A 24,609-nucleotide genomic window follows, 5' to 3' on the forward strand; every position below is an offset into this window, starting at 1 on the left:
GTCGGTCCGCGGGTGCGGGCTAGAGCAGTTCGGCGCGCGCCCACCGCAGGCGCTCGAGCGGCGTGAGGAGACCGGGATGGTCCTCCCGGAGGTCGTCGAGTGAGACCGGCTGCCGAGGACGCTCCACCGGACCCTCGTAGGCGGCGACGACGGCCGCGATGCTGTCGTTGCCCCAGCGGCTGCTGCGCATGCGGAGCAGGGGCCGGTTCTCCGTGTCGCAGACGAAGAACTGTGCACTCGTCCGCTGGCCGCGACCACCGAACTCGAACAGCAGGCTGCGGCCGATCGCCTCACGAGAGACGAACCTTCGGCGTCCGAGGACGGGTTGCTCGATGAAGCCGTCGTGGCACACGACGATGCGTTGGCGACGCGAGAGGATCGCGAGCACGGGCAGGGCGACCAGGCCGACGATGCCGAAGGTGACCACCCAGGTGTGCTCCATGCTCGGCCCGGGCCCGACGAGCCAGAGCGAGACGCCCCAGACGGGCAGGATGACGATGGCGGCACTGAGGACGGTGCTGAACAGGATGCGGGGATGCGGTCGGACCGTCACCGCTTCATCCCCCCGTCGCATCACGCGCACCTCTTTCCCCGCCGACCATCGTGGCCTGCTTTCAGTGGTGCGACAATCCGCCATCTGGGGGACAAGTAGGACGAATGTCCCACTTCGGTCGGACGTCGGGGACTCCGTCGTCGGCGGGAGGCGACCGGACCCTTGACTTCGACGGCCAGCGATGTGCAATATATTGCATGCCCGCTCCTGCAACCGCCCAGCCGCATCGCCGAGCCCTGCTCAGGGACGACGTCTACCGCTCCCTGCGGAACGCCATCGTCGACGGCACCTTCACGCCAGGCGAGAAGCTCGTCGACACGGACCTCGAACGCTGGCTCGGCGTGAGCCGCACGCCCATCCGGGAGGCGATCCTCCGGCTGGCACGCAGTGGGCTCGTGATCGCGAAACCCGGTCGGTCGACCGTGGTTGCCCCAGTCGACACGAGGGCGACGTTGCAGGCACAGGCCGTCGCCGCGGCCATGCACGAACTCGCCGTCCGCGAGGCGGTGCCGCACCTGACCGACGCCGACCTCGACCGCATGCGCGCGGCCAACCGAGACTTCGAGGCCGCCCTGCAGCGGGACGACTCCGACGCCGCGCTCGAGGCGGACGACGCGTTCCACGCCGTGGCCGTCGACGTCGCCGGCAACCCCTTCGTCCGCGACGCGCTCGAAGCCGTCACGCCCCTGCTGCGCCGGGTCGAACGCCTCCGGTTCTCCTCCGTCGCCGCCCGGGGCTCGATCGCGCAGCACGACGCGCTCGTCGAACGGTGCGCCGAGGGTGACGTCGACGCCGCCGCCGCACTCGTCCGGGGCAACTGGACGACGCTCGCCGACCTCGTCGTCGCCCACCTCGACGAGGACTGAGGAACCCGGTCCTCGGAACAGCCCGTCGCGGGCATCACCCGCCGAACCGAACAGCCGCATCGCATCGCACCGCCACCTGCACACCCGCCGCACCACCGACCTCCAGGAGCACCATGTCCCTCAGCGACTTCGCCCGCTACCCGCTCACCTTCGGGCCGAGCCCCGTCCACGAGCTCAACCGTCTGACCGCCCACCTCGGTGGCGCGACGATCTGGGCCAAGCGCGAGGACGTCAACAGCGGTCTCGCCTACGGCGGCAACAAGACCCGCAAGCTGGAGTACCTCATCCCCGAGGCCATCGCCCAGGGGGCCGACACCCTCGTCTCGATCGGCGGGTACCAGTCGAACCACACGCGCCAGGTCGCGGCGGTCGCGGCGAAGCTCGGCATGCGGGCGGTGCTCGTGCAGGAGAACTGGGTGGATTGGCCGGACTCGGTCAACGACCGCGTCGGCAACATCATGCTGTCGCGGATCATGGGCGCCGAGGTGCGCCTCGACCCCGCCGGCTTCGGTATCGGCTTCAAGTCGAGCTGGGAGCGCGCCCTCGACGACGTGCGCGAACGCGGCGGCGTCCCCTACGCGATCCCGGCGGGTGCCTCCGACCACCGACTCGGTGGTCTCGGGTTCGCGAACTGGGCAGCCGAGGTCGAGCAGCAGGAGCGCGAGCTGGGCGTGTTCTTCGACACCATCGTGGTCTGCAGCGTCACCGGGTCGACGCACGCGGGCATGATCGCCGGGTTCGCCGGCCAGGATCGACCCCGTCGGGTCATCGGGATCGACGCCTCCGCGAAGATCCAGGAGACCCGCGACCAGGTGGCGCGCATCGCCCGCAACACGGGGGCGCTCATCGGGCTCGACCGCGAGCTGCGCGACGACGAGATCACCGTGCTCGAGGGCTGGGCCGGCGACCTCTACGGGATCCCGGTGGAGTCGACGATGGAGGCGATCCGGCTGACGGGACGACTCGAGGGCGTCATCATCGACCCGGTCTACGAGGGGAAGTCGATGGCGGGGCTCATCGACCTCGTGACGAGCGGTGACATCCCGGCGTCGAGCAACGTGCTCTACGCGCACCTGGGCGGGCAGCCGGCGATCAACGCGTACAGCGCCCTCTTCCGCGACTGATCCCGCGGGCGCCTCGCACGGCGTCCGGTCGCCCCGCCGATCGGCCCGTCGCGCTCGCCAGATCCGGGTGATCGCCCTATCAGGGACGATCGCCCGGGTCCAGCCGCGGGATGTGGCCCGGAGTGGTGCGAAACTGGACGCATCGACGACGCGAGGAGGTCGCATGCGCGCACCGATGGAACCCCGACACCAGAACCGGATCGCATGATCCGTCTGCAGTCGACCGCCTGGCCGACCAGCGGCACCACGCTCGACCTCCCGGCCCTCGACGCTGCGGCGGCGGGCTCGATCACCGATCTCGCATCGCGGCTCGCGTTCACCCGACAGGCGGTCGAGCTCGTCGGTCCGCTCGAACAGCACACCGCGGGGCGCGTCTTCGCGGGCCTCGGAGCGATCGCCGCCGTCGACGTCACGCTCGCGCGCGTCGTGGAACCGCACCTCGACGCGCTCGCCATCCTGCGCCAGGCGGAGCTCGACCCCTCACCGGACTCCACGTGGGGGGTCTTCGCGGCCGAGGCGCCCGGTGTCCGGCTCGACGCCGTCCGCGTCGACGACGGCTGGATCCTCAGCGGGACGAAGCCGTGGTGCTCGCTCGCCTCGAGCCTCAGTGACGCCCTCGTCACCGCTCACACCGGTCCGAACGAGCGGCGACTCTTCGCGGTCTCGCTCGCCGCCCCCGGCGTCACGACCGACGACAGCGCCTGGCTCGCCCGCGGAATGCCGCTCGTCCCCAGCGCCCCCGTCGGCTTCGACGTGGTCCCCGCAGCACCCGTCGGCGACGACGGCTGGTACCTCCGGCGCCCCGGATTCTCCTGGGGTGGCATCGGCGTCGCGGCCTGCTGGTGGGGCGGCGCGAGCACCCTCGTCGAGCGGTTGCTCACCGCGGCACGCGCACGACCCGACGCCGAGCTCCTCCTCCGCACCCTCGGATCCGCCGCCATCGACCTCGCGATCGCGGAACAGGCGATCGCGGACGCGGCTGCTGCGATCGAAGCGGGCCTGGCCGACGGCGCTGCCGGTCCTCGTCTCGCGCAGCGCGTCCGGTCGACGGTCAGGGCCAGGGTGGACGCGATCCGCTCCGGTGTCCTCGGCGCACTCGGACCCGGCCCGCTCACCGCGGAACCGGCCTACCTGGAGCGCATGTCCGACCTCGAGCTGTACGTACAGCAGGACCACGGCGATCGCGACCTCGCGCGCTACGGCCGCATGCTGGTGGAGGCCGACTGATGCCCGCCTTCGACCACCGAGACCCCGGCACCTCAGCAGCCGCCTGGGGCACGCGCCTGCACGACCTCGACCTGCCCGTCTGGGACGGCTGGCGGCAGGCGACCGGCCTCGTGGTCCTCTCGCCCCATCCGGACGACGAGTCGCTCGGCGCCGGCGGGCTCATCGCCGCAGCCGCAGCCGCCGACATCCCCGTCACCGTCCTCCTGGTCACGCTCGGCGAGCGCTCGCACCCCGATTCGCCGACCACCACCCCGGAGGAGCTCGCTCCACGCCGGGAGGCGGAGTTCATCGAGGCCGTCACCCGGCTCGGTACCGAGGTCGCCCACGAGGTCCTGCGGGTCCCCGACGGCGGGCTCGACGCCGAACGCTCCGGCCTCGCCGCGTCCCTGCGCTCGGCGGTCGAGGCCGCCGGGACGAGGCCGCTCATCGTCGCCCCCTGGCGCGGCGACGGCCACCGCGACCACCGCATCGCCGGTGAACTCGCCGCCGCGCTCGCGACCGAGCGTGACCTCGCGCTCGTCGAGTTCCCGATCTGGCTCTGGCACTGGGCCGACACCGACGACGACACGCTGCCGTGGAACGAAGCGCGCATCGTGCCGCTCGACGCCGCGGCGCACGGGGCGAAGATCGCCGCGATGGATGCCTACCCGTCTCAGACGGAGCCGCTGTCCGACGCCCCCGGCGACGAGGCCATCGTCGACCACCACCACCTGCAGCACTACGCGCGTCGCTTCGAGGTGCTCTTCCCGAACCAGCGGGCGCTCGACCTCACCGCGGAGCCGGACGTGCGCACGGCGGCGGTCGGGCAGGCCGACGGCTCGCGGTCGCAGGAGTCCTTCGAAGACCACTACCGCGAGCACCCCGACGGCTGGGACTTCGGGTCCTGGTACGAGGCGCGCAAGCGTCAGGTGCTCCTGGCCGCGCTGCCGCGCCAGCGATACCGCTCGGTGCTCGAACTCGGCTGCGCCACCGGCGTGCTCACGGCCCGGCTCGCGGAACGCAGCGACCAGGTGCTCGGTGTCGACATCGCCGAGGCGCCGTTGCAGCTCGCCCGACGACACGTCCCCACCGCCCGCTTCGAACGCCGGACCGTGCCGGACGAGTGGCCGGCGGGCGAGTTCGACCTGGTGGTGCTGTCCGAGGTCGGCTACTACCTGTCCGAGGCGGACCTCGACCGGGTCATCGATCGGATCCTCGGATCGCTCACCCCGGACGGCAGTATCGTGGCGTGCCACTGGCGTCACCCCGATGACCACGCGGCGACCTCGGCCGAGCTCGTCCACCGCCGGCTGCTCGAACGCTGGCCCGGCCGTCGCTCGGTCCAACACGTCGAGGACGACTTCCTGCTCGACGTCCTCGTGCCGGCCGGTGAGGCGAGTGTCGCCGCGGTGGACGGTCTGACGTCCTGATGCTGCGACGGATCGACGTCGTCGTGCCGGCCCACGACGAGGAGGAGCTGATCGGCGCCTGCCTGGACGCCCTGCTCGTCGCCTGTGCTGAGGTGCAGCGGCGTCGCCCCGGCCTGCAGGTGGGCCTCGTGGTGGTGCTCGATGATTGCCGTGACGACACGGCCCGGATCGTCGAGGAGCGTCTCGACGGCCTCGACGACGGCGACGGCGGCGGGTCCGGCCACGACGCCGGTTCAGCCGCGGCGTCCGTGGTGGTCATCGCGGAGCGCAGCGTCGGAGCGGCCCGCCGCGCGGGTGTCGACACCGCGACGCGACTCGGCGAGGCCGACCCGACCGAGCGGTGGATCGCGAACACCGACGCCGACTCCCGCGTCCCGGCGGACTGGTTGTCCGTGCACGCCGACGCCTTCGACGCCGGTGTGGACGTCCTGCTGGGCACGGTCCGTCCCGACTTCGGCGACTTCTCCGAGCGCGACGTGGAGCGGTGGCTGGAGACGCATCCTGCCGGGCATCTGCCGGGGAACGTCCACGGGGCGAACCTCGGTGTCCGGGCCGATCGGCTCGAGGCGATCGGTGGGTTCCGCGAGTTGGCCGAGCATGAGGACGTCGACGTCGTCGAGCGGGCGCGGGCGGCCGGGTTCCGGGTCGTGCCGACGCTGGACGGCGCGGTCGAGACCTCGGGCCGCCGCCGTGGTCGCACGCCGGGTGGGTACGCGGCGTTCCTCGCCGAGACCTACCCGATCGTCTGAGCGCTCTGATCGTCTGGCGGGCCCGGGTGCTTGACGTGCCCGGGCGCCTGACGCCACCTCACGGGGTCGTGGTCGTGCCCTCCGGGTCGACGATGACCTCGGTGACCTCGTCGAGGTCGAGCACCGGGTATCGGGAGACGGCGCCGATCTTCTCCTCGCTCGCGAGCACGTAGACCTCGGTGCTGCGCTCGGCGAGGGCGCGTTTCGTCGCGGCGTCGTCGAGTTCCCCGGTCGTGAGGCCGTGTTCCGGGTGCACCCCGGTGACGCCGAGGAAGCACGCGTCGGCACTCAGCCGTCGGATCGCCTCGGTGGCGAGGGCTCCGTTGGCGACCATCGAGTGCCGCCCCAGTTCGCCGCCGACCATGATCACGCGTGCCGGCGAACGCTCGGCGACGGCGAGCGCGACCGCGGGGCTCGGAGTGATGACGGTGAGGGTCGGGTCGTCGGGGAGCAGGCGGGCGAGGGCGAGGGCCGTGGTGCCGGCGTCGATGATGATGGTGCTGCCCGGGCGGATGCGTGCGGCGGCGATGTGGGCGACGCGCTCCTTGCTGTCCGTCTCGAGGGAGAGGCGTTCCGCGAAGGGGCGGTCGGCCGCGGGTACCGGCAGCGCTCCGCCGTAGACGCGGATGCACTGACCGGTGTCGGCGAGGTCGCGGAGGTCCCGGCGGATCGAGTCCTCGGACACCCCGAGCGCGGCTGCGGCCTCCTTGGCGACGATCCGGCCGTCGCGCTCGAGGAGGTCGAGGAGGTGCGTTCGACGTTGTGCGCTCAGCATGCGTACTCCTTCACGATGTTGCACGTTTGTGCGTGGTTAACGCTACAGTGCTTGGCATGAACACACCACTCCTCATCCTCATCGCCGGCCCCTACCGTTCCGGAACCGGTGGCGATCCCGCCGCCATCGCCCGCAACCTCGAACGACTCGAAGCCGCGGCGGCCCCCATCTACGCCCTCGGCCATGTCCCGATGATCGGCGAGTGGGTCGCCCTGCCGATCCTCCGAGGGATCGACGCCGGAGCCACCGCCGGCGACGGCGACGTCATGTACGAGACGGCGAGGCGCCTGCTGCAGCACTGCGACGCGGTGCTCCGGCTGCCGGGTGAGTCCTCCGGTGCCGACACCGACGTCGCGATCGCCCGCGAGCGCGGGATCCCCGTGTACGCCGACCTCGCGGAGATCCCGGCGATCGAGGGCTGACGCCGCCGCCCGCCGAGTCGCGGCGGTCCGGCTAGGCTGACCGGCGTGCTCGACGACCTCCTGATCCGCCCGTACCGCGACACCGATGCCCGAGCGACCCGAGCAATCTTCGAACGCGCGGTGCGGGTGACCGCTGCCGCCCACTACACGGCCGAACAACGCACCGCATGGGTGCCGGACGACCCGCTGGCTGTGGTGCTCGACGACTGGGCCGCTCGACGTGCCGCGGTGACGACGTGGGTCGCTGTGATCGACGACTCGGTGGTCGGATTCACCGACTTGGACGTCGAGACCGGCTACCTCGACATGCTGTTCGTCGATCCGGACGCCGGACGACGCGGCGTCGGTTCCGCGCTCATCCGTCAGGTGCTCGACGAAGCCCGGGCGGTGGGGCTCCGGGAGGTGACCGTGCAGGCGAGTCGGACGGCGCAGCCGGTGTTCGAGCGTCACGGCTTCGTCGTGGTCCGTGAGCAGCGGGTCGAGCGTCGTGGAGTGCTCATCGAGAACGCCGCGATGCGGGTGGTCCTCGACGCGTGAGATCGGTGCGATCGGCGTGAGCGCGGGTCGCACGCTTGGGCGCGGCCCTCTGGAGACCCGCGCCCACGCGTATGACCCGCGCTCACGTCAGCGCACCGCGCTGGCAGTCAGTCAGGCGTCGGTGAGTTGGGCGTCGGCTCGCTCCGGGGAGCCGGCGGCGAGCCCGCGGCCGATGGCCGCCCGCGAGCCCAGCCAGAGGAGCACGCCCACCAGGAAGACGATGACCTCCGTGACGGTCAGTGACCAGACGATGCCCCCGAGTCCGAACCAGAGGTTGCCGAGCAGCACGATGGGGACGAACAACACCCCCTGGGTGACGGCCATGACCGTCGCGGCGAGCGCCCGCCCGGTCGCCTGGAAGAGCGAGGTGATGAGCCCGGTGAAGCCGTTGGCGATCATCGCGGTGAGCTGCGCGACGAGGATCGTGACGCCGAGCCCGAGGACGGCCGGATCGGCGATGAACGCGGAGACGATCGGCTCGCGCAGGACGAAGACGACACCGGCGAAGAGCACCGAGATCCCGCCGACCGTGAGGGCCGAGGCGCGGAGGGCCGAGCGGAGGCGCGCACCGTCACCCTTGCCGAACGCGTAGGCGAGGAGGGGGAGCACGCCGAACGTCACCCCCATGACGAGGAACTCCGGTACCTGGGCGATCCGGACCGCGACGCCCATGGCGGCGAGCGGTGCGTCTCCGTAGCCGGCGGCCAGCGTGTTCAGGACGAGCGCGGTGACGATGAGGAAGCCGGACTGCAGGAGCGTGCTGACGCCGACACTGAGGACCGGCTTGAGGATCGTCGGCGACAGCGTGAACCAGCGCGGCGCCAGGCTGACGTGCTCGCTGTTGCGCTGCAACCACGCGACGAAGTAGACGACGACACCGAGGTTGGCAAGGCCCATCGCGAGTGCCGCCCCGGCCACACCCCAGCCGAGACCGAGGATGAAGACGAGGTCGAGGACGAGGTTGGCGACGGCGGAGGCGATGAGCGCGATCATCACCTGACGGGCGGCACCCTCGGCTCGGACGAGCTGTTCCAGGCAGAACGCGGTCGCCATGACGGGGACGAATGCGAGCATGACGCCGATGAACGCGGAGGTCGCCGGGGCGGTGACCGCATCCGCCCCGAGCAGTGACACGAGAGGGCGGAGGAAGACGAGGCCGATCCCGCCCAGGACGGCACCGGTGAGGAAGGCTCCCCAGACGGCGAAGGTGGCGGCGCGTTTGATGTCACCGGCTTGCGCGGGGTCGTGTTCCGAGGCGCCGAGGAGCCTCGAGATGAGCGCGCCGCCGCCGACGCCGAACAGGTCGCCGATGGCCATGATCAATCCGAGGATCGGGGCTCCGAGCGTGATCGCGGCGAGCAGGGTGGTGTCGTGGAGCGAACCGACGACGCCGGCGTTGATGAGGTTGTAGACGGCGCTGACGACGAGCGCGGCCGCCATCGGGACGCACAGGTGGACCAGCGCTCGGATGATCGGGGCGGTCGAGAGGTACCAGCGGTTGCTCCCGACCGTGTCGGTGGCGGTCGTGGTGGCGGTCGGGGGAGCGGCGGCGGTCGGGGGAGCAGCGGCGTCGCGGGGGATGGACGTGTCGGCTTCGTGATCGGTGTGGTGTTCGGGGTGCATGGAAGGCTCCGTTTCGGGCAGGTTCCGGGCGCGACGATGAGCGCCGGCGCGGCGAGGGGTGAATGGGGAAGAGGGGAACGGTCGCGGGCTGGGCGGACGAGCTCAGCGGGCGTCCGGGCGCGACGGACAGCGCCGTCGTGGCGATGGTGAGCGTGATGGCGAGCGTGATGGCGGTCGCGGTCGCCGTCGGCGGCGGGTGACGCGCGTGGCGAGTGGTCTCGGCGCGCGGTCAGGGAGCTCGGGTCAACCGAGCGATGGTCAGCGGGTCGGCTGCGGCAGGTTCGCCGTGAGCTTCGTGAGCAGAGCGTGCAGGGTGTCGCGTTCGCTCTGGTCCAGCGGGGTGAGGATGCTGTCGTCGGCGTCGGCCATCGCGGTTTCGAACCCGTCGATGAGGTCGGCGCCGAGCTGGGTGGCGAAGACGCGCTTGGTGCGCGCGTTCCCGTCCTCCGCGCGGCGTTCGATGAGGTCTCGGCGTTCGAGCCCCTGCAGCAGGCTCGAGACGCTCGCGGCGCTCGTCCGGCTGACCTCGGCGATGTCGCGTTGGATCGAGCCGGGATGTTGAACGAGGTACCCGAGGACGAAGGCCTGTTCGTGACTGAGTTCGCGGGCGCGGATCCAGTCCTCGCCGGCCTTGCGCTGTGCCCATCCGATCCAGCGGACCATCTGCAGGGTGCTGGTGAAGGCGGGTGTCTCGTCGTCCATGATTAGAACACTAACGCTTTGATCTCTAACCGTCAACCCGTGAATGGTCTGTTCTTGCCAGCGCGGTGCGCTGACGCGAACGGTGACCGTTCGGCCTGGACGCGGGTCTGAGCCGCGGGCGCACCCCTCCGGAGACCCGCGCTCACGCGTGTGACCCGCGCTCACGTCAGCGCACCGCGCTGGCAACGGGCTACGGGCTACGGAAACACAGAACGCCCCACGCTGATGCGCAGGGCGTTTGTGGTGATGCTGGCGGAGAATGGGGGATTCGAACCCCCGAGGGCGTTAACCCAACACGCTTTCCAAGCGTGCGCCATAGGCCACTAGGCGAATTCTCCTCGGCTGTTTGTGAAAAACGGCCAGATAGCAGCATACCTGGTTCGCGGACTCCCGCGCGCCACCTGCCGGAACCATGCACCGCTCGGCACCACGGATCAGCTCGCGGCAGGGGGTCGCCAGTCGACGCGTTGGTCCCGGTGCGACACGAGCGACCGCGGGAACACCACCGACAGGACCCGTTCGATCGGCGGGCTCACGGCGCGCAGGGCCGTCTTCGCCTCACCGAGCGCGGCCTCGACGGCGTCGGCGCTCGCCGGAGGTTCGCCGCCGGAGGGCCGGTCGGTGTCGGCCCGCGCGTAACTCTCCCGCTCGACGGCGGTGACGAGCCGCTCGATCGCGGGCGAATCGACCTGGAACTGCCCGTGCAGTCTCGCCGCGAAGCCACGCGGCGACTCCGACGTCGTCACCGGGAACCCGAGATCCCTGGCGCTGTCGACGAACTCCGCCCACGCCCAGCCGGCCGAGGTCCCGGCGGCGTGCGCCCGTCGACGCCCGGCCGCCCGCCGGACACCGCGGGCGATCGAGGGTGTGGCGAGGAGCACGAGCACGCCGAGCAGGATCGCGAGCGGCACCAGCATGGCGGGCAGGCCACCGCCGGTCTGGGTGGCCGTCGATCCGCCGAGGGCCCCAGCCGTCGGCGTGGGCGTCGATGCCGCGGTCGGAGCCGGACGGCTGTCGGGACTCACCGATCCACTTCCCGGTGCTGCCGCGCTCGTGTCGGTGAACTGCGTCACGACCCCGCGGCTGGCGGTCGGTTCGAACGGCACCCAGCCGACGCCCTCGAAGTACAGTTCCGGCCACGCGTGCAGCTGGTCGGAGGTCACGATGTAGGTGCCGCGATTGGACGGCGTGTTGTCGACGGTCGTGCCGGGCAGATACCCGATGGCGATGCGCGCCGGGATGCCGAGGACGCGCGACATCACGGCCATCGCGGAGGAGAAGTGGATGCAGTACCCGGCCTTGCGTTCGAGGAACGTCGCGATGACCTCTGCGCCGCTGCCGTCGAAGCCCTCCTCCACGGGTGCCGATTCGGAGTACTCGAAGGAGCTGCGGAAGTACCGCTGCAGGGCGATCGCCCGGTCGTAGTCGGTCGAGGCGGTCGCCGTGACGTCCGCGGCGGTGTCTCGGATGATCTGCGGCAGCTCGTCGGGCAGTTCGAGGTAAGGGGCAGCGGACGCCGGGTCGGCGACGGGCGGGACGTCACGCATCTGCTGCGCCGTCGGCAGGATCGCCGTGCTCGTCGCGGTGTAGGTCTGGCCACGGGTGGATCCACGCTCCGCCATCGCCGTCAACCCGGCGGCTTCGAACCGCCAGTCACCGCGGAGCCCGTCGACCTTCTGCGTCGGATACGGCAGGGGCAGCCACGGGCTCGACAGCGAGTCCACCGTGACGGTGGTCTCGAAGGTCTCCACGGGGATCGCCTCGCTGAGCCCGGCCGGCGCGGGGAACGCGTCGAGCGAGTTGCCGTCGTTGTAACCGGAGTTGTCGGGACCCCAGACGTTGCCCGTGAAGTCGCTGAGGTCGGTGACCTTGAGGTAGGGCGCGTCGTCGGCGGTGGTCGTGTACTCGAGCGCGGTCGTGTTCGCCGGGCGACGCAGGCTCTGGCCGAGGGAGATGAGCGGGTTAATGCCGTTGGCGAAGGGGCCGTTGCCGCGGGCGCCGGCGGTCACGTCGCGGACGGCGAGGTCGGGCAGGGCGGCCGGGGTGAGCAGGGCGACGATCACGGCGACCGCGCCGACGAGGACCGCGGGGCCGACACTGCCGAAGCGTCCCGCGATCGCCGTCGTTCCCGTCCGCCGGGTGGAGCCGGCCGCACGGGCCGAGGCGGCCTCTCGCAACCGTTCCCGGCGTCGCACGTCCTCGCGGAGCAGCCAGAGGAAGGCGAGCGCGACGGCGGCGAACACCCAGGGGTCGAGCGGGAACGACACGGCGACGGTTGGGCCGGCGTAGACCGCGAAGACGAGGACGCCCGCGAGGACCGGCGCATGTCGGCCGAGGACGAGCCAGGCGACGGCGAGGGCGACGAGGCCACCGCCGGCGGCCATCACGAAGACGACACCGGCGTCCGTGTCGAGCGGCGCGGACCCGTCGTGGAAGGTCTGGAACCCGGCGTCGCGGAGGCGTTCGAAGGTGGCGAGGGTGGTCGGTGTCGGCACGATGCCGAGGATGGCGGTGCCGCTCGCGAAGCCGATGGTGATGGTGAGCAGCCAGGTGATCGCGGAGCCGACCCATACGAACACCGCCGGCAGCCTGGTGCGACGGAGCAGGACGGCGCTGGCGAGGACGATCGCGATGACGACGTTCGCCACGACCCACCAGTCGAGCGTGTCGAGCACGCGGCCGAAACCGAGGCCGCCGGTCACGAGGAGGGCGAACGCGGCGAGGGCGAGCCGGAGGTCTCCGGTGGTCGCGGACGCACGTGGGTCTTCCGGTCGACCGCTGTCGACGCCGGACCACGATCCGCCGCTGGTCCCGGCTCCGGTCGGGCGAGCCCGGTCGCGTGAGGCGGGGCCGGCGGTCGGTCGTCTCCCGTTGGCGGTCCCGGCCGCGCGACGTCCCTCAGCGACGGACATACGCACCCCCGCGACGACCTTGGCGGGCGGTCGACCGTGATGCCCCGGCGGCGCTGGTGGGGCCGCTGCTGTCGAGCCACAGCGCCGCGAACGATGCCCCGCGTTCGCCGACGTGGCATCGCCACCCGGCGAGCTCCAGCAGCTCGACGGTCCGGCGTCGCGCGCCGGCCGGGAGCAGTGCGATCGGCAGCGGGGAGAGACGTGCGACCGCCGTCAGTTCGCCGAGGTCGCCCTCCTCCACGTCGCCGAGGATCGCGATGACGGGCTGCGTGCGACGTGCCGAGATGACGGGGGAGAGGTCGAGGAACCGGGTCGGCTCGTGCGACGGCCGCAGGAGTGCGAGGTCGAGCAGCGCGGCGTCGAGGTCGTCGTCCTCGAGGTGCTGCCCGCCGCGTTCGAGTGCGTCGCCCATGCCGCCGACGGGGCTGGAGCGCAGGCCGTTCGCCGACGAGCCGGCGCCGACCTCGCGGGAGAGGGCTTCGCTCCCGGCGCCGACGAGGTTCACCCGGTACTCGGCGTCGACGAGGTGCGCGGTGATCGACGCGGCGAGGGAGACGGCCTGCTCGAACGCCGGCAGGTGGGACGGGTCGTCGTCGGGCCAGGCCCAGTGGGCGGCCGCGGTGTCGAGGAGCACGGTCGCCTCGGGGTCGTTGCGCTGCTCCTCCTGCCGGACCATGAGCTCGCCGTGATGCGCGCTCGCCCGCCAGTGCAGGCGTCGGATCGCGTCGCCGGGGAGGTAGGGGCGGGCGATGACGTCGTCCTCGCCGGCGCCCGCGCGCAGGGAGGAGGGACGGGTGGAGCCGTCGCGGCTGGCGGTCAGCGCGGGGATCTCCGGCAGGACCACGACCTCCGGCAGGACGAGGACCGCGTGGGTTCCTCCGACGTTGCGTCGGCGGACGACCAGCCCGAACGGGTCGCTCACCGCCAGGCCGAGCGGTCCCAGTTCGTGTTGACCGCGTCGCAGCGCCGTCACCGTGTACTCGGCGGTCCGCTTGCGGGACCCGATGCCGGCGACGCCCGTGCTCGGGAGCGTGCCGCTCGCGTCGCCGTCGAGCCCGGACGGGATGCGGTCCTTCCACTCGGTGTGCACGTGCGGCAGGGCGCTCGTCTCGGCGATGGAGACCTCGACCGAGATACGACCGCCGACGGCGACGAGGTCCGGCCGCGTCGTGCGGTCGACCCGGAGCGAGGGGCGTTCCAGGTAGACGGCGCCGAAACTGGCGGCCACGAGGGCGATGAGGAGTCCGGCGGCGGCGAGCAGCTCCGGCGAACCGATGCCGCGGGCGAAGACGAGGCAGACGCCTGCCGCCACGAGCACGCCGACGGCGCGCCTCGTCAGCGGGATCCGACGCCTCATGGGCCCGGAACCTCCTGGCGCGTCACCGAGACCCGGCGATCACCGTGCTGGCGCACGATCAGGACCTCGCCTCGGCTCGGCCGGAGTGCGGCACCGGGGTCCGTTCGAGGAGTTCGACGAGCACCTCGGCGACCGCCTGCACGCCCGAGCGGTCGTGGGCGCTCACCGCGCGGCGCGTGGGGATGAGGCGATGCGCGAGCACCGGCGCGAGCAGCTGGTCGATGTCGTCGGGGAGGACGAACTCGCGGCCGTCGAGTGCGGCCAGGACCTTCGCGGCGCGGATGAGTTGCAGCGTGGCACGGGGGCTCGCCCCGAGGCGGAGCTCCGGGTGCACCCGCGTCGCCTGCACGAGCGACACGCAGTACTGCTCCACGATCGGCGAGACGAACACGCCGCGCGCCCAGGCGATGAGGCGTTCGACGTCCCCGCGCGAGGCGACCGGACCGATCGTGTCCAGCGGGTTCACCGTGTCGCGTTGGCGCAGCATCGCGAGTTCCGCGTCGGGGTCGGGATAGCCCATGGAGATGCGCGCCATGAACCGGTCACGCTGGGCTTCCGGCAGGGCGTAGGTGCCCTCCATCTCGAGTGGGTTCTGCGTGGCGACGACGGTGAACGGTGACGGCAGCGCGTGGGTCTCGCCGTCGACCGTGACCTGGCCCTCCTCCATCGATTCGAGGAGCGCCGACTGCGTCTTCGGGGAGGAGCGGTTGATCTCGTCCGCGATGACGATGTTCGCGAACACGGCGCCCGGCTTGAACTCGAACTCGCGGTCCACCTGGTTGAAGATCGAGACGCCGGTCACGTCGGAGGGGAGCAGGTCGGGCGTGAACTGGATGCGGCGGACGGAGCTGCCGACGGAGGCCGCGAGGGCCTTCGCGAGGACCGTCTTGCCGACACCGGGGACGTCCTCGATGAGCAGGTGCCCTTCGGCGAGCATCACGATGAGCGCCATGCGGGCGGCGAACGGTTTGCCGTCGATGACACGTTCGACGTTGTCGAGGATCCGTTCGGCGAGGAGCTGGAACTCCACGGCGGTCAACGCGGGGTTCAGTTCGGCGACGGAGTCCCTGGTGGTGCGGCCCAGACTGCTCTGCTCGGTCATGGTCGGCTCCTGCGGTCGTGGTCGTGCAGACGCCTGAACAGCAGCGCGACGATGGTGGCGAGCCCGACGGTCACGAGACACGGGCCGATCGCCAGGATGGTCTGGAAGACGAGGAACGCCATCGGTGGCCCGTCGCCGGTGCCGTTCCAGCCGCGGTAGCCGTTGCTCGTCGCGAACCAGATGGCGAGGCCACCGCCGACCGCGAGGACGACACCGACCGCCCACAGTGCGCGTTCCAGTTGCGCGGCCTTGGCCGATGCGGCGCCGCGGGCCTCCTCGTCCTCGTCGGCCCAGCGGGCGAGGTCCTCGGTGGACGGGCTGGCTTCCGGGGCGGCGCCGGCCGGTGCTCCCTGACGGAAGGGCTCGACGCGGGCGCGCGGGCCGTCGTCGAAGCGGTCGTCGGTGGGCGGACGGACCGGGCGGCCGTCGGTCGGCGGCTGGATGAGCTGCGGGGCGACCTCCTCGAGGGAGGCGAGTCGGCTCCGACGGCCGGAGTCGACGGCGTTCGGGCGGGAGCGCTGATCGGTGTGTCCGCGCTGGAACGCGGGGTCGTAGCGTTGGTCCATCGTCGGCCTCCGTCGCGCTGCGTGCATCGTCCGGGCCGGAACCCGTCTGCCCGATCCTAGGACTGATAACGAACAGGTAACACCCCTGGACGGGTCGCCCACAGGAACTCCATATGTGCATCACGTCGCGCACACACCGGGTCGGTACCGGTCAGGGGAGTCTTCGGAGCCGTCGGGCACATCGCTTGCGCTGCCCGTCGACGGGCTCAGGCACCAGGCCCCGGGCCGCGCGCTCCGGAAACGACGACAGGCCCGGGAACGGGGGTCCGTTCACCGAGCCTGTCGAGGAGCGCGTGTCCTACAGCGCCGAGAGCGCCTCGCGGATCGGGGTCTCGCCGCCGATGACCTCGAACTGCGTGCGGGAGGCCGCACCGGACTCGATCAGCGCGAACAGCACGGCGGCGACGTCGGCGCGCGGGATGGAGCCGCGGTCGGTGGTCGTCGCGGCGGTGATCGTGCCGGCGGGGGCGTCGTCGGTCAGGCCGCCCGGGCGGACGATGGTCCAGTCGAGGTCGCGGCCGCGCAGGTCGGCGTCGGCCTCGGACTTCGCCCGCAGGTAGACCTGGAAGACGTCGTCCGACTCCGGGTCGAAGTCGTCGGTGCCCATCGCGGACACCATGATGTAGCGCGGGACCTTGGCGAGTTCGGCTGCCTCGGCGAGGAGCACGGCTCCGTCGCGGTCGAGGGAGAGCTTGCGGTCGGCGCCGCTGTTCGGGCCGGCTCCGGCCGCGAACACGACGACATCGGTCCCGGCGAGTTCGTCGGCGAGTTCGGCCGGCGAGGAGTGCTCGAGGTCGAGGACGATGGCGCGGGAACCGATGCCCTGGAGTTCGCCCACCTGCTCGGGGTTGCGGATGATGCCCGCGGGGGTGTGGCCTGCTTCGGCGAGCAGTCGCTGCAGGTGGAGCGCGATCTGTCCGTGTCCTCCGGCGATGACGACGTCGGTCATGTGAGTCCTCTCGTTCGATGCGGTGTCGATCCTCGCGCCGCCCGTTCGTGGGAGCGGCGGTCGATCGAGGGTCTGCGGCCGGTGGCCCCAGATCCGCCAGTCAACGCCTCCGGAGGAGCGTACGCAACCCGGTCGCGGCTCGGGTACACTGGGTGACGGCTCCCCGCGTGGCGCCATCCAGGCCAACTCCCCCAGGGCGGAAACGCAGCAAGGGTAACCGGGCTCTGGCGGGTGCGCGGGGAGTCTTTTCGTGCGCGCGGTGCATGCGGTGCCCGTCTCTGGCCCGGCACGATCAGGCCGTCCGCGTCACAGCAGGACATCCGCCTCGCAGCAGGACATCCGAGGCCTGTTCCTCCTGTTCTCGCGCCGATCTCCTGCTCCTGCGCCGGTCTGCCGTCGACCGCGGACGCACATGAAAGCCCCGGAGCCCCGCACGTGGCAGGACCCCGGGGCTCGGGAGTGCGTCAGATCAGCTGAGCTGTGCGCGACGCTTCCGGACGACGAGCAGTGCGGCTCCACCGAGCATCAGCAGGGCGCTGAGACCGAGGAACGCGGTGCCGTCGACACCGGTCGACGCGAGGGAGTTCCCGGCGTTGGCTGCCGGCGGCGTGGCTGCACCCGGTGCGACAGCGGCCGGAGCCGCAGCGAGGGTGAAGGACACGGGCTCGGACGGAGCCGAGATCTGGTCAGCCTCGGTGGGGGCGGGGACGGTGCTCTGGATCGCGACGGTCGTGTACGCGTTCGGTGCGAAGGCGAGCGTGACGCTCCACTGACCGTTCTCGTCGACGAGGATGTCGTCGGCGGGGTCGGCCGGCTCGGCTGCAGCGCGGGCGTTCGCGGAGACCTCGTCCAGGGCGGCGGTCGGCACGGTCAGGAGACCGATGTAGGCGCCGGGCTCGCCGGTTCCCGAGAACGTGACGCGGTCGCCGACGATCGTCTGGCCCTCGGTCGGGCTGGTGATGCTCGGAGCGCCGAGGACGGTGTTGGCCGGGAGCGTGAAGTTCACGGTCTCTTCGCCGCGGCCTGCGCCGCCGGTGACCTGGTTGACGTTGACCGTCTGGGCGACGGCTGCGTCGTCAGCGTAGGTGCCGGTGGTGGTCCACTGGCCGTTGGTGACGACGGCGGCGGTGGTGCCGGGGACGCGGTCTCCGTTGGTGTCGAGCACGTTGACGGTGGAGCCGTCGGTGCCGGTACCGGTGAACGTGACCGTGCGAGAGTCCAGCTCCTGGCCTTCCGTCNCGGCGGCGGTGGTGCCGGGGACGCGGTCTCCGTTGGTGTCGAGCACGTTGACGGTGGAGCCGTCGGTGCCGGTACCGGTGAACGTGACCGTGCGAGAGTCCAGCTCCTGGCCTTCGGTCGGGCTCGTGACCGAGAAGGTCTGTGCGGGCACGGCGGCCGGGAGCGTGAAGTTCACGGTCTCTTCGCCGCGGCCTGCGCCGCCGGTGATCTGGTTGACGTTGACCGTCTGGGCGACGGCTGCGTCGTCAGCGTAGGTGCCGGTGGTGGTCCACTGGCCGTTGGTGACAGCGGCGGCGGTGGTGCCGGGGACGCGGTCTCCGTTGGTGTCGAGCACGTTGACGGTGGAGCCGTCGGTGCCGGTACCGGTGAACGTGACCGTGCGAGAGTCGCGGTCTCCGTTGGTGTCGAGCACGTTGACGGTGGAGCCGTCGGTGCCGGTACCGGTGAACGTGACCGTGCGAGAGTCCAGCTCCTGGCCTTCCGTCGGGCTCGTGACCGAGAAGACGGGGGCCACGGCCGGGAGGGAGAAGTCGACGGGGACTTGCGGAATGCCACTGCCGCCGAACAGACCACCGACCTTGATGTTCTGGGCGACGGTTGCGTCGTCCGCGTACGTCGGGAGCTGGACGCTGTAGTCGATGGGCTGGCCGAAGCTGCCGCCGACGTTGGTCCGAGCGAGCGGGGTGGTGCCGTCCGCGGCGTAGACGATGACGGTCGAGCCGCCGAACACGGAACCGGTGACGGTGACCGTGCGGGAGTCGACGGTGGAGTTCTGAGCAGGCGCGGTGACCGTGAGGCCGGCTTCGGCAGCGGAGGCCGGTGCTGCGGTGAGCACCGCGCCGCCGAGGGCAAGAGCGATGGCGGCGGGCACGGCGAGTGCCTTCCGCCAGGACAGGTGTCGTGACAAGAGCATTCCTTGGGTTCGAGGATGGGGCTGGGGCGTCCGGCAGGACTTCCGCCTGCGACTGTGCAGGGCGTCCGTCTTCATGGACGGGTGATACGACCGGACCGGGCGTCCGTCGGATGTCGGTCGCCCTGCGGGAGAAGCTAACAGTCTCCAGAGCACTGTCGGCCCTTTAGCGGAAATCGGCTGATCGACAAAAATGCCTGGTCAGCGTACCGCTACGCGGGTGTAGCGCGGGGATCGGTGGCCACTTCGGCGGAATGTCGGGGTTGTCGATCGTGTCAGCGGTTCCACTGCTCACCATTCCCGCCGGGCGCATCGGCCGCACCATTCATAGCAGCGGAAGTCCAGGCTTGCCCTGGGCCGAATCCGCTGCTACAGCCCCCCCCCCGTGCTACCCGACATTGTGCGGTTACCCAGCCCCCACGGACCCCGTCCCCGTAGGCTGGAAACCGTGGCGCGAAGCATTTACATCATCTCTGCCGAAGGACACTCCGGGAAGTCGACGGTGGCCCTCGGGGTCCTCGACACCCTGAGTCATCAGATCGAGCGGATCGGGGTGTTCCGGCCCATCGCGCGCTCGACGACGAAACCCGACTACGTGCTGCAGCTGTTGCTCGAGCACGACGGCGTCGACCTCTCCTACGAGGACTGCATCGGCGTCAGCTACGACGACGTGCACGCCGACCCGGAGGCGGCGCTCTCGCGGATCGTCCAGCGCTACAAGCACGTCGAGGCCCAGTGCGACGCGGTCGTCATCCTCGGCTCGGATTACACCGATGTCGGCAGCCCGACGGAGCTCGGCTACAACGCCCGGATCGCCACGAACCTCGGTGCGCCCGTCCTCCTCGTGCTCGGCGGCCGCGCCGGCCAGGGTTCGGGGGAGCAGCTCGGGCAGTCGCTCGCGCGCACGCCCGACGACATGCGCAACATCGCGGAGCTCGCCCTCGGCGAGCTGGCCGACGCCCACGCCCAGCTGCTGGCCGTCGTCGCGAACCGCGCCGACCCCGAGAAGCTGCTGGAGATCACGGCGGCGATCAGTGATGCGATCCACCCGAACGGTTCCTCGGGTGCGTCCGTCGTCGCTCCGGCGGGCCACGCGGCCGGCGCCGCGATGGTGCCCGTCTGGGCCATCCCGGAGGACACCTTCCTCATCGCGCCGACGATGGACAGCATCCTCGAGGCCGTCGACGGCACCCTCGTGAAGGGCAGCGCCGAACTCCTCACCCGTGAGGCGCTCGGCGTCGTCGTGGCCGGTATGTCGATGGTCAACGTGCTGCCGCGGCTGACGGAGGGCGCGGTCATCGTGATCCCCGCCGACCGCACCGAGGTCCTGCTCGCCGCGCTCATGGCGAACGCCTCCGACACCTTCCCGTCGATCGCCGGCATCGTCCTGAACGGCGGGTTCCCGCTGCCCGAGGCCGTCGAGGAGCTCATCTCTGGCCTCGGCGAGATCCCGCCGATCGTCAGCACCGACCTCGGCACGTACGACACGGCGGTCCGGGTCATGAACACCCGCGGTCGCCTCGCCGCCGACTCGCAGCGCAAGTACGACACCGCGCTCGCGCTGTTCGAACAGAACGTCGACGCTCCGCTGCTGCTCGAGCTGCTCAACGTCGCACGAGCCGACGTCGTCACGCCACTCATGTTCGAGTACGGGTTGTTGGAGCGGGCCCGGTCGATCCGGAAGCACATCGTCCTGCCTGAGGGCGACGACGACCGCATCCTCCGTGCCGCCGGCACGCTGCTCGCCCGCGAGGTCGCCGACCTCACCATCCTCGGTGAGGAGATCGAGGTCCGGTCGCGGGCGATCGAGCTCGGCATCGACCTCAGCAAGGCGACGATCGTCAGCCCCTTCGACGCGGTCCTGCGATTCAAGTTCGCGCAGGAGTACGCACGCCTGCGGGCCCACAAGGGCGTCACGATCGACATGGCGAACGACGCCGTCACCGACGTCTCGTACTTCGGCACGATGATGGTGCACCTCGGCCTCGCCGACGGCATGGTCTCGGGTGCCGCCCACACGACGGCGCACACCATCCGCCCGTCGTTCGAGATCATCAAGACGAAGCCCGGCGTCTCCGTCGTGTCGAGTGTGTTCCTCATGGCGCTCGCCGACCGCGTGCTCGTCTACGGCGACTGCGCGGTCAACCCCGACCCGACGGACGCTCAGCTGGCCGACATCGCGATCTCCTCGGCCGAGACGGCCGAGCAGTTCGGGATCGAGCAGCGGATCGCGATGCTGTCGTACTCCACGGGAGACTCCGGTGCGGGCGCCGACGTCGAGAAGGTCCGGTCGGCCACCCGCCAGGTCCGTGAGCGTCGCCCCGACCTCCTCGTCGAGGGGCCGATCCAGTACGACGCCGCCGCCGACGCCGCGGTCGCCGCGACGAAGATGCCCGACTCGCAGGTCGCCGGCCGCGCGACGGTGTTCATCTTCCCCGACCTCAACACCGGCAACAACACGTACAAGGCGGTGCAGCGTTCGGCCGGTGCCGTCGCCATCGGGCCGGTACTGCAGGGGTTGAACAAGCCGATCAACGACCTGTCGCGCGGCGCCCTCGTGCAGGACATCGTCAACACGGTCGCCATCACCGCCATCCAGGCGCAAGAGCAGGAATAGGTCCACACGCACATGCCCACCGTCCTCGTCGTGAACTCCGGTTCCTCGTCGTTCAAGTACCAGCTCATCGATGTCGAGACGGAGCGGACGCTCGCCAGCGGGCTCGTCGAACGCATCGGCGACGCGACGGGCGCGGCCGAGCACCGCGCGATGACGTATGAGGACACGAGCTCGGGCGAGACGGGCGACGACGCGACGCCGATCGAGGAGCGGTGGATCATCGAGCGGGCGATCCCCGACCACACGGCCGGGTTCCGCGTCATGCTCGACGCCTTCGCCGAGCACGGTCCGTCGCTCCAGGAGCACGCGCCGATCGCGGTCGGGCATCGGGTGGTGCACGGTGGCAAGCGCTTCTTCGAACCGACCGTCGTCACGGATCTCGTGAAGATCAACATCGAGGACATCTCGGAACTCGCCCCGCTGCACAACCCCGCGAACCTGCAGGGCATCACGGCCGCGCAGGCGGCGTTCCCGGACGTGCCGCACGTGGCCGTGTTCGACACCGCGTTCCACCAGACGATCCCGGCGGCGGCGTACACCTACGCGATCGACGCGGAGCTCGCGGCGAAGCACCGGGTGCGTCGGTACGGGTTCCACGGCACCTCGCACAAGTTCGTGTCGGAGGCGGCGGCCGCCTATCTCGAGCGCCCGCTGGGGGAGCTGAAGCAGATCGTCTTCCACCTCGGCAACGGGGCGTCGGCGTGCGCCGTCGATGGCGGCCGTTCGGTCGACACGTCGATGGGCATGACCCCGCTCGAAGGCCTCGTGATGGGCACGCGCTCGGGCGACATCGACCCGGCGGTGCTGTTCCACCTCCACCGGAAGGCGGGGCTCGGCTTCGACGAACTCGACACCCTGCTCAACCGTCGCAGCGGCTTGCTCGGCCTGTCGGGCACGGGCGACATGCGCGACGTGACGGATGCGGCGTCGAACGGTGACGAGGCGGCGCAGCTCGCGCTCGACGTGACCGTCCACCGCCTGCGGCACTACCTGGGTGCGTACCTCGCGGTGCTCGGTGGTCTCGATGTCGTCGTGTTCACGGCCGGCGTCGGCGAGAACGCGCCGCAGATCCGTGCCGGTGCGGTGCAGGGGCTCGAGGGGCTCGGCATCGTCCTCGACGAGGAGCGCAACGCGGAGCGTGCGCGTGGCATCCGGGTCATCTCGACGGACGATTCGCCGGTGACGGTGCTCGTCGTCCCGACGAACGAGGAACTCGAGATCGCCCGCCAGACGGTCGCCGCCCTGGCCTAGCGACCCCCGGTCCCTGAGCTTGTCGAAGGGCTCCACGACCCCATGCGGTCCCTGAGCTTGTCGAGGGGCGCTGCTGTCCTGGACGCGACCTCTGGTCCCTGAACCTGTCGAAGGGGTTCGACGTCCGGATTCCCGCACCCTCCTCGAGGCCTCGCGCAAAAATCAGTGGTTCCCCTAATTCAGTTTCGCTGTGAGTTCCCTTAGTGTCAGAGAACCAACAGGTGCATCGCGCCTATCGGACCCCTAAACGAAGGTTCTCCTCTCAGTGAAAATCACGACGTCACGCCGCATTGCGGCTCTCGCCACCGGCTTCGCAGTTGTCGCCGGATCCACCCTCCTCGTCGCGGGCTCTGCCTCTGCGTTCGACTACCAGGTGACCCCGGACGAGCTCCAGGGCAGCATCGACCCCGCTACCGCCACCGGCTGGTACGAGGCCCTCCCGGCCGACCAGGTTGGCGCGCCTGCCGAGATCACCGACGCTGGGCTCGTGCTCACCGGCGACTCGCAGATCATGTACGCGTACGACGCTCCGGAGCCCGCCACGATCTCGTTCCAGACGCTCTTGACGTCCGCGAACTTCGTCTCGTCGCTCAATGCTGCGTACTTCCAGGTTCAGGTCCGTGTCATTCCGGGTGACGTGGACTCGACCACGACCGTGAGCGCTTCGCTCGCGGGCCCGGCGAACATCCCCGGACCGCCGTGGCAGGCGAGCACGGATGACCTGCCGGGCATCCCCGCGAACACGCCCGTTTCGATCGAAGAGATCAGCGCCGCGATCGGCAACGACTACGAGATCCTCGGGTTCGGTGTGAAGGCCACTGCTGGCAGCGACGACGTCGTCCAGTCGATCACCTACCTCAACGACACGTACTCCTTCGTGGCTCCCGTCGCTGCAGTCCCGAGCGTGCAGGTCACCCCGGACACGATCTTCTTCTCCGACGTGCGTCCCGGTGGCGCCGGCTTCGGTGTGACGGCTGCTGGCTTCACGCCTGGCGACACCCTGTCGATCGCTGTGACGGACCCGAACGGTGAGATCTTCGGTTCGGCCGACGGTGCCAACACGGTCATCGCCGACGAGAACGGTGGCTTCGTCGCCGAGGGTCTGACCCTCGAGGGTGAAGGCATCCAGGTCGGTACCTACACCTTCTCGGTGACGGACACGGCTGGTCGGGTCGCTGCCGACTCGATCGCCGTCATCGCTGACCCGGTCGCTGCTGGTGCTCCGGTCGTTCCGACGCTGGCTGACACCGGTTCGGACTCGGGTGTCCTCGTCGGTGGCGCTGCCGCGCTGCTGCTCCTCGGTGCTGCCGGCATGCTGGTCGCTGCTGCTCGCCGCAAGGGCGCGCAGGTCGCGGCCTAGTCACCGCCTCGTCTCATCCTGCGAAGCCCCGTCATCGACTCCGGTCGACGGCGGGGCTTCGTGCTGCCCCGGGCCCTCCCCGGTCCCTGAGCCTGTCGAAGGGTTGCACGATCATCCCGGTCCCGGGGCATGCCGAAGGGGCCGGCGTCTGGGCGAGGTGTGGCGGGCGGAGTGCAGCTCCGTTGCTGCCTTCCGCCCTGCCGCATCGACCGCGATCGAAGTGGATCGGGTGATGCAACCGGCCGTTCGCGCATTCGGGTGACGAAAACGACCGGAACAGATGCTTCGGAGCAATCGGCAGACCGGATTGGAAGATCACGCAATGCGTCGACGGGCCGTCGGTCGGCATGGTGAGACCC

21 protein-coding genes, 1 tRNA gene and 1 other RNA gene are annotated in these 24,609 nt (G+C 70.8%); 12 read left to right on the plus strand and 11 right to left on the minus strand.

Annotation, left to right across the window (positions count from 1 at the left end; genetic code table 11):
• Positions 1-19: 19 nt before the first annotated feature.
• Positions 20-553, minus strand: a complete 534-nt coding sequence (locus ASF68_RS17820; protein ID WP_056014304.1) for a hypothetical protein — start codon at positions 551-553, stop codon at positions 20-22.
• Between the two features lie 197 nt (positions 554-750).
• On the opposite strand from ASF68_RS17820, the gene ASF68_RS17825 reads away from it, so the two are divergent.
• The 5 genes from ASF68_RS17825 (at position 751) to ASF68_RS17845 (ending at position 5,928) form a co-directional block, all read left to right on the plus strand.
• On the plus strand, positions 751-1,419 hold the full coding sequence (locus ASF68_RS17825) for a GntR family transcriptional regulator (protein ID WP_056014307.1): 669 nt from the start codon (positions 751-753) through the stop codon (positions 1,417-1,419).
• A gap of 113 nt (positions 1,420-1,532) precedes the next feature.
• A complete protein-coding gene (locus ASF68_RS17830) occupies positions 1,533-2,543 on the plus strand; it encodes a 1-aminocyclopropane-1-carboxylate deaminase (RefSeq protein ID WP_056014311.1) in 1,011 nt (336 codons plus the stop codon).
• A gap of 204 nt (positions 2,544-2,747) precedes the next feature.
• A complete protein-coding gene (locus tag ASF68_RS17835) occupies positions 2,748-3,770 on the plus strand; it encodes a hypothetical protein (RefSeq protein ID WP_056014314.1) in 1,023 nt (340 codons plus the stop codon).
• Complete coding sequence (locus tag ASF68_RS17840; RefSeq protein ID WP_056014316.1) at positions 3,770-5,179, plus strand: bifunctional PIG-L family deacetylase/class I SAM-dependent methyltransferase; 1,410 nt, start codon at positions 3,770-3,772, stop codon at positions 5,177-5,179. Before ASF68_RS17835 ends, ASF68_RS17840 begins: the two co-directional genes overlap by 1 nt.
• The gene (locus ASF68_RS17845) at positions 5,179-5,928 is read left to right on the plus strand and encodes a glycosyltransferase family 2 protein (RefSeq protein WP_056014318.1); all 750 of its coding nucleotides are present in this window, start codon (positions 5,179-5,181) and stop codon (positions 5,926-5,928) included. The genes ASF68_RS17840 and ASF68_RS17845 overlap by 1 nt, the downstream gene beginning before the upstream one ends.
• Positions 5,929-5,986: 58 nt before the next feature.
• Here the strand turns inward: ASF68_RS17845 and ASF68_RS17850 are convergent, their stop codons facing one another.
• Positions 5,987-6,703: a DeoR/GlpR family DNA-binding transcription regulator gene (locus tag ASF68_RS17850; protein WP_056014320.1), complete on the minus strand. Its 717-nt coding sequence runs from the start codon at positions 6,701-6,703 to the stop codon at positions 5,987-5,989.
• Between the two features lie 56 nt (positions 6,704-6,759).
• Here ASF68_RS17850 and ASF68_RS17855 point away from each other — a divergent pair, with 56 nt between their 5' ends.
• Both ASF68_RS17855 and ASF68_RS17860 read left to right on the plus strand, forming a co-directional pair.
• The gene (locus ASF68_RS17855) at positions 6,760-7,125 is read left to right on the plus strand and encodes a hypothetical protein (protein ID WP_056014322.1); all 366 of its coding nucleotides are present in this window, start codon (positions 6,760-6,762) and stop codon (positions 7,123-7,125) included.
• Positions 7,126-7,170: 45 nt separating this feature from the next.
• Positions 7,171-7,662: a GNAT family N-acetyltransferase gene (locus ASF68_RS17860; RefSeq protein ID WP_056014324.1), complete on the plus strand. Its 492-nt coding sequence runs from the start codon at positions 7,171-7,173 to the stop codon at positions 7,660-7,662.
• 111 nt (positions 7,663-7,773) lie between these two features.
• Here ASF68_RS17860 and ASF68_RS17865 read toward each other — a convergent pair whose 3' ends face one another.
• Entirely contained in the window at positions 7,774-9,285 is a 1,512-nt protein-coding gene (locus ASF68_RS17865) for an MATE family efflux transporter (RefSeq protein ID WP_082498797.1), read from the minus strand.
• 62 nt (positions 9,286-9,347) lie between these two features.
• Here ASF68_RS17865 and ASF68_RS18920 point away from each other — a divergent pair, with 62 nt between their 5' ends.
• A complete protein-coding gene (locus tag ASF68_RS18920; protein WP_157580600.1) occupies positions 9,348-9,485 on the plus strand; it encodes a hypothetical protein in 138 nt (45 codons plus the stop codon).
• A 58-nt stretch (positions 9,486-9,543) separates the two neighbouring features.
• Here ASF68_RS18920 and ASF68_RS17870 read toward each other — a convergent pair whose 3' ends face one another.
• From ASF68_RS17870 to ASF68_RS17900, 7 genes are all read right to left on the minus strand, one after another.
• Positions 9,544-9,987: a MarR family winged helix-turn-helix transcriptional regulator gene (locus ASF68_RS17870; protein WP_056014327.1), complete on the minus strand. Its 444-nt coding sequence runs from the start codon at positions 9,985-9,987 to the stop codon at positions 9,544-9,546.
• Positions 9,988-10,237: 250 nt separating this feature from the next.
• Positions 10,238-10,325 (minus strand) — tRNA-Ser (locus ASF68_RS17875).
• 96 nt (positions 10,326-10,421) lie between these two features.
• Positions 10,422-12,899, minus strand: coding sequence for a DUF3488 and transglutaminase-like domain-containing protein (locus tag ASF68_RS17880; protein WP_056014330.1), 2,478 nt, complete (start codon positions 12,897-12,899; stop codon positions 10,422-10,424).
• On the minus strand, positions 12,886-14,256 hold the full coding sequence (locus tag ASF68_RS17885) for a DUF58 domain-containing protein (protein ID WP_056014333.1): 1,371 nt from the start codon (positions 14,254-14,256) through the stop codon (positions 12,886-12,888). The genes ASF68_RS17880 and ASF68_RS17885 overlap by 14 nt, the downstream gene beginning before the upstream one ends.
• 58 nt (positions 14,257-14,314) lie before the next feature.
• Positions 14,315-15,358 carry a MoxR family ATPase gene (locus ASF68_RS17890; protein ID WP_082455680.1) on the minus strand — a complete coding sequence of 348 codons (1,044 nt, stop codon included), beginning with the start codon at positions 15,356-15,358 and terminating at the stop codon, positions 14,315-14,317.
• The gene (locus ASF68_RS17895) at positions 15,355-15,924 is read right to left on the minus strand and encodes a hypothetical protein (protein ID WP_056014336.1); all 570 of its coding nucleotides are present in this window, start codon (positions 15,922-15,924) and stop codon (positions 15,355-15,357) included. The genes ASF68_RS17890 and ASF68_RS17895 overlap by 4 nt, the downstream gene beginning before the upstream one ends.
• Before the next feature lie 298 nt (positions 15,925-16,222).
• Positions 16,223-16,873, minus strand: coding sequence for an SDR family oxidoreductase (locus ASF68_RS17900; protein WP_056014339.1), 651 nt, complete (start codon positions 16,871-16,873; stop codon positions 16,223-16,225).
• Positions 16,874-17,027: 154 nt separating this feature from the next.
• Between ASF68_RS17900 and ffs the strand changes: the two genes are divergently transcribed.
• An RNA gene (ffs, locus tag ASF68_RS18595) (signal recognition particle sRNA small type) lies at positions 17,028-17,124 on the plus strand.
• A 218-nt stretch (positions 17,125-17,342) separates the two neighbouring features.
• Here ffs and ASF68_RS19445 read toward each other — a convergent pair.
• Positions 17,343-18,038, minus strand: coding sequence for an LPXTG cell wall anchor domain-containing protein (locus ASF68_RS19445; RefSeq protein WP_369796541.1), 696 nt, complete (start codon positions 18,036-18,038; stop codon positions 17,343-17,345).
• Between the two features lie 1,432 nt (positions 18,039-19,470).
• Between ASF68_RS19445 and pta the strand changes: the two genes are divergently transcribed.
• The 3 genes from pta (at position 19,471) to ASF68_RS17920 (ending at position 24,250) form a co-directional block, all read left to right on the plus strand.
• On the plus strand, positions 19,471-21,639 hold the full coding sequence (gene pta / locus ASF68_RS17910; protein ID WP_056014345.1) for a phosphate acetyltransferase: 2,169 nt from the start codon (positions 19,471-19,473) through the stop codon (positions 21,637-21,639).
• A gap of 12 nt (positions 21,640-21,651) precedes the next feature.
• A complete protein-coding gene (locus ASF68_RS17915; protein ID WP_056014348.1) occupies positions 21,652-22,890 on the plus strand; it encodes an acetate/propionate family kinase in 1,239 nt (412 codons plus the stop codon).
• A gap of 265 nt (positions 22,891-23,155) precedes the next feature.
• The gene (locus tag ASF68_RS17920) at positions 23,156-24,250 is read left to right on the plus strand and encodes a hypothetical protein (RefSeq protein WP_056014349.1); all 1,095 of its coding nucleotides are present in this window, start codon (positions 23,156-23,158) and stop codon (positions 24,248-24,250) included.
• The last annotated feature ends 359 nt before the right edge of the window (positions 24,251-24,609 follow it).

The sequence above is a fragment of the Plantibacter sp. Leaf314 genome (genome assembly GCF_001423185.1).
Lineage (GTDB): Bacteria > Actinomycetota > Actinomycetes > Actinomycetales > Microbacteriaceae > Plantibacter.

Excerpts from the sequence above, each read along its gene's own strand:
- ASF68_RS17825 (WP_056014307.1), top strand. The coding sequence starts at position 751 with ATGCCCGCTCCTGCAACCGCCCAGCCGCATCGCCGAGCCCTGCTCAGG.
- ASF68_RS17830 (WP_056014311.1), top strand. The coding sequence starts at position 1,533 with ATGTCCCTCAGCGACTTCGCCCGCTACCCGCTCACCTTCGGGCCGAGC.
- ASF68_RS17835 (WP_056014314.1), top strand. The coding sequence starts at position 2,748 with ATGATCCGTCTGCAGTCGACCGCCTGGCCGACCAGCGGCACCACGCTC.
- ASF68_RS17840 (WP_056014316.1), top strand. The coding sequence starts at position 3,770 with ATGCCCGCCTTCGACCACCGAGACCCCGGCACCTCAGCAGCCGCCTGG.
- ASF68_RS17845 (WP_056014318.1), top strand. The coding sequence starts at position 5,179 with ATGCTGCGACGGATCGACGTCGTCGTGCCGGCCCACGACGAGGAGGAG.
- ASF68_RS17850 (WP_056014320.1), bottom strand. The coding sequence starts at position 6,703 with ATGCTGAGCGCACAACGTCGAACGCACCTCCTCGACCTCCTCGAGCGC.
- ASF68_RS17855 (WP_056014322.1), top strand. The coding sequence starts at position 6,760 with ATGAACACACCACTCCTCATCCTCATCGCCGGCCCCTACCGTTCCGGA.
- ASF68_RS17865 (WP_082498797.1), bottom strand. The coding sequence starts at position 9,285 with ATGCACCCCGAACACCACACCGATCACGAAGCCGACACGTCCATCCCC.
- ASF68_RS18920 (WP_157580600.1), top strand. The coding sequence starts at position 9,348 with ATGGGGAAGAGGGGAACGGTCGCGGGCTGGGCGGACGAGCTCAGCGGG.
- ASF68_RS17870 (WP_056014327.1), bottom strand. The coding sequence starts at position 9,987 with ATGGACGACGAGACACCCGCCTTCACCAGCACCCTGCAGATGGTCCGC.
- ASF68_RS17880 (WP_056014330.1), bottom strand. The coding sequence starts at position 12,899 with ATGTCCGTCGCTGAGGGACGTCGCGCGGCCGGGACCGCCAACGGGAGA.
- ASF68_RS17885 (WP_056014333.1), bottom strand. The coding sequence starts at position 14,256 with ATGAGGCGTCGGATCCCGCTGACGAGGCGCGCCGTCGGCGTGCTCGTG.
- ASF68_RS17890 (WP_082455680.1), bottom strand. The coding sequence starts at position 15,358 with ATGACCGAGCAGAGCAGTCTGGGCCGCACCACCAGGGACTCCGTCGCC.
- ASF68_RS17895 (WP_056014336.1), bottom strand. The coding sequence starts at position 15,924 with ATGGACCAACGCTACGACCCCGCGTTCCAGCGCGGACACACCGATCAG.
- ASF68_RS17900 (WP_056014339.1), bottom strand. The coding sequence starts at position 16,873 with ATGACCGACGTCGTCATCGCCGGAGGACACGGACAGATCGCGCTCCAC.
- ASF68_RS17915 (WP_056014348.1), top strand. The coding sequence starts at position 21,652 with ATGCCCACCGTCCTCGTCGTGAACTCCGGTTCCTCGTCGTTCAAGTAC.